Genomic DNA, 3,480 nt, shown 5'->3' with positions numbered 1-3,480 from the left:
GAGATTACCGTACTCGACTGCGGCGATCCAAGCGATCGCGACCCCGAGGGTGGCAAAACGCATTGGAACGAGTGCCGTGGTGAGTCGATACAGCCCGATGGCAATCAAGGTCCAACCGGCAAAGCGGCCGATCCACGCGGTGGCCTCGAGTGACAGGAATAGCGTCGGCCACCCAAACACAAAATAGAACGTCGTGTGTGCCTTGCCTGACGCCGTGAACAAATCGTTGACGCACCAATCGGGCTGCCAGAAATTTTTTGCCTTCACCAAATAGTGAGCTTCGTTCACCATCGGAGGCGCGTCGGCGGCGTAGATAAAGAACAACGCGACGACCGCGATCACTTCGAGTGCTGCCCACCCCATCGACCGTTGGCTCTTGACCGCTAGCGGGTGCTGGATCGGTTGTTCCGCAGCCGAAGTCTCCTGACTCGCCGACTCGTCATCCTCTGGCATGAAATCCGCTACCTCAAAATCAGGTGATACAAAAACAGAATCCTTCGCGTTCTTCCAGCGGCTTCAAACTTCTAGCGGCTACAAAGATCGGCAGCCATGCGGATCGCCGACATCATACTGGCGTGATTGGCGACCCCTTTCCAGGCCAAATCCATTGCGGTGCCGTGGTCGACACTGGTTCGCACGATGGGAAGCCCCAATGTGACGTTGACTGCATCGTCAAACGCAAGGGCCTTTAGTGGGATCAGGCCTTGGTCATGATACATGCAAACATAGACATTGAAATTGCTTCGCATTGCCGGAGTGAACGCGGTATCGGGTGGCAAAGGGCCGACCACATCGTGACCTTCCCGCCGCGCTCGATCAATCGCCGGTTGAATGATCCGTGCTTCTTCGCCATGGCTGAACAATCCATTCTCGCCCGCGTGCGGATTCAGCCCACACACCGCAATTCGCGGCGGTCGCTTCAATCGCCGCTGCAATGCGTCGGCTGCCATTCGGATCGCTCGCAAAATTCCCTCGGTCGTCAGCGTTGTGGGCACGTCAGCTAGCGGGATATGGATCGTCGCCAGCACACACGAGATCGAATCGCTGGTCAACATCATCGAGAAATCATCGGTCCCGGTTCGCGACGCCAGTAATTCGGTATGGCCAGGGAACTCGATCCCCGCGTCGTGCCAAGCTTCCTTTTGGATCGGCCCGGTCACGATTGCAGCGGTTTGCTGATTCAGCGTCGAATCGATCGCCGCGCAAACCGCTGCAAACGACGCTCGACCGGTGTCGGCACTGAATTGCCCGGGGATCAGGGCGTCGATGTTGGCAAGCGGAAGGTCCACGACCGCGGGGATCGGCAAACCGAGCTGATTCGCCACTCGTTCGAGCACCGCTTGGGGGCCGTACAGAATCGGCGTGCAAAATTCGGTGATTTTCGCCGAGGAGACGCATTTCAGGACAATTTCGGGCCCAATTCCGGCCACGTCACCGACAGTAATGGCGATTTTCGGGTGGGGTGTCGGTACGTCGTCGGACATTGATCTAGCGTAAAAAAGTTGGATTCGTTGAGATAAGAGAGACTGTCGCACTTTACAATTGAGCCGTACGACTAGAAACGCAGCTTAGCTGATTTCTATCCCTTTCTAAAATGACCGGTATGTTCTCTCGAAAAACCTTTTTTTCGCTTTCTGGATTGCTGCTGGTCATCGCAAGTGCAGTCGCGGATCGTCGTGCCGTGGTGGCTGCCGATATTTTGGCCGTCTGTCCCCCCACCTATCGAGCCGAACTGCGGCACTGGATCGACCATCGCCAACGCGACGGATTGAGTGTATCGATTATTGATAACCATCCCGATGCCAAATTGCTGCAAGCGGCAATCCAGGCCTCGGCCGATCCGAGCACCCGGTATGTCGTGTTGGTCGGAGACGCCCCGTCGATTGGAACGACCTGTAATCCACTGCTTGAAATTCCGACCACCTATTCAGCGACCACGGTGACCGCCAAATATGGTTCCACCCCGACGTTGTCGAGCGACATGCCGTTTGGCGATTTCGATGGCGACGGAATTCCCGAGGCGGTTGTCGGTCGGTTTCCTGTCAAAGCAGAAACGCAATTACAATCGTTTGTCGAGCGGATCATCCGCTATGAACAAAATGCGGACTTTGGTTCTTGGCGAGGCAATGTGCAACTGGTCGGAGGCATCGGGGGCTTCGGCGGAATGATCGACACGGCCATTGAATCGGTGACCCGCACGATTGTGACCGGAGTCCTGCCTGCGGAAACTCGCACTACCGTGGCCTACGCCAGTCCCAATCACCGCTTTTTTCCCAAAACTAAATCGTTTACCGAAGCGGTGATCGAAAATTACAACCGCGGAGCTCGGTTTTGGGTCTATGCCGGTCACGGCCAAGTGACTCATTTGGACCGCGTCCCGGCGAATGCCCAAGGGCAACCGGTGCTCGATTGCGACAGCATCGGACAACTGAACTGTGTCGGTGCGTGTTCGCCGATCGCATTGCTGTTGGCATGTTACACCGGAGCGATTGACGCACCCCAGGATTGTTTTGCCGAGCGAATGCTGTTGGCCGACGGAGGCCCGATCGCGGTGATCGCGGGAACGCGAGTGACGATGCCCTACGGAAACGCCACCGCCGCAATCGGATTGATCGACGGCGTTTATCATCAGAAAGAAGCTCGACTGGGCGATGCGTGGCTGAAAACGCTGGTCGAGATGCAGCGGGATTCGACGACCGACCGATCGACCACGCGAATGATGATCGATTCGCTCGCCACCATGATTAGCCCCGCAGGCACCAACCTCGTCGATGAACGCCGCGAACATGTCCGGCTATACAACTTGTTGGGGGACCCGACGCTGCGTTTGCATCCTCCCGAATCGCTCGATATCCAAGTCAAACCGGGCTACAACCCTGGTGAAACGATCACAATCGAGTCCACTTGTTCGATTGACGGCGAGTTGACGATGACGCTCGATCGGCCGCTGGGATCGTCTTCGGGTGACGACGATCCGAACCAAACCTCGATTGCTTCGATCACGCAACCGGTCACGGCGAACCAGCCCCATCAATGCGTGTTTGTGCTGCCGACCGACGTCAGCGGTCCGTTGACGGTGCGTTGTTTGGTTGCCGGTGAGCAGACATGGGCCACTGCGTCGGCATCCACCATCGTTCGCCAGCCCGCGAAACGCTAAGCCGCTTGCCCGGCTGCTTAGGTTTGCAGAGGGAAAATCGGATTTCACCTCCCTGTGGGGAGGTCAGAGTCGGCGGCAGCCGGCTCTGGGTGGGGCTCGTGGCGTTAGTCGGTGGACGTTACAAGAAAGAAGTGACCACCCTCCCCGGAAAACTCGCTGAAGGCTCGTTTCCCGACCCTCCTGACGCAAGCTGGCAGGGTAAATCGTGGGTGTGCCTGCATTATCGACACATCCTTGCCAATCTTCTAAAGTTCAGGATGAGTGAACGCCCGTCCCGTTTGATCGCCTTGCTCTCCCTTCGAAGACTTGCTCTCCCATCGAAG

General features: G+C 57.1%; 2 protein-coding genes and 1 pseudogene. 1 reads left to right on the top strand and 2 read right to left on the bottom strand.

Translation table 11 applies throughout. From position 1 onward, the window contains the following. Together ABX962_RS32860 and pdxA are read right to left on the bottom strand one after the other, a co-directional pair. A pseudogene (locus ABX962_RS32860) lies at window positions 1-453 on the bottom strand (hypothetical protein); the annotation flags it as partial. A 71-nt stretch (window positions 454-524) separates the two neighbouring features. Beyond that, entirely contained in the window at window positions 525-1,484 is a 960-nt protein-coding gene (gene pdxA, locus ABX962_RS32855) for a 4-hydroxythreonine-4-phosphate dehydrogenase PdxA (RefSeq protein WP_372725912.1), read from the bottom strand. 119 nt (window positions 1,485-1,603) lie between these two features. Here pdxA and ABX962_RS32850 point away from each other — a divergent pair, with 119 nt between their 5' ends. Beyond that, window positions 1,604-3,157 (top strand): C25 family cysteine peptidase, encoded by a 1,554-nt coding sequence (locus tag ABX962_RS32850; protein WP_372725911.1) that lies wholly within the window; start codon window positions 1,604-1,606, stop codon window positions 3,155-3,157. Window positions 3,158-3,480: the final 323 nt, after the last annotated feature.

Source organism: Novipirellula sp. (assembly GCF_041583735.1).
GTDB lineage: Bacteria > Planctomycetota > Planctomycetia > Pirellulales > Pirellulaceae > Novipirellula.
Note: the sequence above shows the minus strand (reverse complement) of the source record. Positions and strands in the feature narration are given on the sequence as shown.